Origin of the sequence: Kitasatospora sp. NPDC091257 (genome assembly GCF_044757675.1) — a bacterium.
Taxonomy (GTDB): Bacteria; Actinomycetota; Actinomycetes; order Streptomycetales; family Streptomycetaceae; genus Kitasatospora; species Kitasatospora lactacystinica.
Map to the genome: position 1 here is coordinate 1 of NZ_JBIVVI010001403.1, position 2,123 is coordinate 2,123.

The window sequence follows — 2,123 nt, forward strand, 5'->3', positions numbered from 1 at the left end:
CCCGCCCCTGACGACACGAGAACGGCCCCGCCGCGGAAGCTCCGCGGCGGGGCCGTTCCGACGTTCGTACGGCGTCGGGGGTGCATCCTGGCCTCGACCGGGGCCGGGGCCGGAGGCCGGATCCCGGCCGGAGGCTAGATCCGGACCTCGACGGTGCCGACCGCCTTGTCGTGCAGGCCGCGGGTGTCGCGGTCCCAGACCAGCGGCGGCACCACCAGGCAGAGCAGCAGGGTGCGCAGCAGGACCTGCGGGATGGTCGCGCGGCTGCCGTCCAGCCGGACCACCCGCAGGCCGAACAGCCGCTTGCCGACCGTCGTGCCGGTGGTGGCCAGCAGCAGGGCCGCGACCAGGAAGAACAGCGGGCTGGTCCACAGGTTGGCCTCGGCCTGGTCGCCGCGGGCGATCAGCCCGTACGAGATCAGGGCGACCAGCCAGCCGTCCACGAACAGGGCGCCGATCCGGCGGCCGGGGCCGGCGATCGAGCCGGGGCCCTCCTTGGGCAGCCCGAGGCGCTCGCCGCGGTGGCCGAAGTCGGCGCCCATCTTCTCGGCGGCCGCCCGGGGGCCGTCGATCCACGATCCCAACGCTTCTCTGGTGTCCACGAATCCACACTAACCGGGCTGACGGCGTACGCCGCCACCGGCTCCCCTCCGGTCGGGGCATCACCCCCGACCGGGTGAATCGTCGTTCCGGCGCTTTCCAAGTGGTCCAGACCACTTGCGGGAGGACGCCCAGTCGGGCAGGGTGATTTGTACCGTCCCGTACATCTTTGCCAGCCGCCCGGCAGCCGTGGTTAACATCTAGGAAACGAGCGGGTCACCGAATGGAAACGACCCATTCCTATGGTGAGCCCAATTCGCACGCCGAGGAGGATGGATGTTCAACAACGCCGCCGAAGTGAAGCAGTTCATCCAGGACAACGACGTGAAGTTCGTCGACGTCCGCTTCTGTGACCTGCCGGGCGTCCTGCAGCACTTCTCCGTACCTGCGGCGACCTTCGACCCGTCCGAGATCCTGATGTTCGACGGCTCGTCGATCCGCGGCTTCCAGGCCATCCACGAGTCCGACATGGCCCTGGTGCCGGACCTCGCCACGGCCCGCCTCGACCCCTTCCGGGCCGAGAAGCACCTCAACATCAACTTCTTCATCCAGGACCCGGTCACCGGCGAGGCCTACAGCCGCGACCCGCGCAACGTCGCCAGGAAGGCCGAGGCCTACCTCGCCTCCTCCGGCATCGCCGACACCGCGTTCTTCGGGCCCGAGGCCGAGTTCTACGTCTTCGACTCGGTCCGCTTCGACACCAGCGCCAACGCGTCCTTCTACCACATCGACTCGGAGGCCGGCGCCTGGAACAGCGGCGCCGCCGAGGGCGACGTACGCGGCTACAAGGTCAAGTACAAGGGCGGGTACTTCCCCGTCCCGCCGGTCGACCACTTCGCCGACCTGCGCGCCGAGATGTCGCTGGAGCTCGCCAAGGCCGGACTGGAGGTCGAGCGCCAGCACCACGAGGTCGGCACGGCCGGCCAGGCCGAGATCAACTACAAGTTCAACACCCTGCTGCACGCCGCCGACGACCTGATGCTGTTCAAGTACATCATCAAGAACGTCGCCTGGCGGAACGGCAAGACCGCCACCTTCATGCCGAAGCCGATCTTCGGCGACAACGGCTCGGGCATGCACGTCCACCAGTCGCTGTGGAGCGAGGGCACCCCGCTCTTCTACGACGAGCAGGGCTACGCCGGGCTCTCCGACACCGCCCGCTACTACATCGGCGGGCTGCTGCGGCACGCCCCCTCGCTGCTGGCCTTCACCAACCCCTCGGTGAACTCCTACCACCGCCTGGTGCCGGGCTTCGAGGCGCCGGTCAACCTGGTCTACTCGCAGCGCAACCGCTCCGCCGCGATCCGCATCCCGATCACCGGCTCCAACGCCAAGGCCAAGCGCATCGAGTTCCGCGCGCCGGACCCGGCCTCCAACCCCTACCTGGCCTTCGCCGCCATGCTGATGGCCGGCCTCGACGGCATCCGCAACAAGATCGAGCCGCTGGAGCCGGTCGACAAGGACCTCTACGAGCTGGCCCCCGAGGAGCACGCCAACGTCCCCCAGGTGCCCTCCTCCCTCCC

2 protein-coding genes are annotated in these 2,123 nt (G+C 69.1%); one reads left to right on the forward strand and one right to left on the reverse strand.

Annotated elements, in window-relative coordinates:
- Positions 1-134: 134 nt before the first annotated feature.
- Positions 135-602: an RDD family protein gene (locus ACIQOV_RS38730; protein ID WP_401055512.1), complete on the reverse strand. Its 468-nt coding sequence runs from the start codon at positions 600-602 to the stop codon at positions 135-137.
- A gap of 274 nt (positions 603-876) precedes the next feature.
- Here ACIQOV_RS38730 and glnA point away from each other — a divergent pair.
- On the forward strand, positions 877-2,123 hold a 1,247-nt coding region (glnA, locus tag ACIQOV_RS38735; RefSeq protein ID WP_401055515.1), incomplete at its 3' end, for a type I glutamate--ammonia ligase.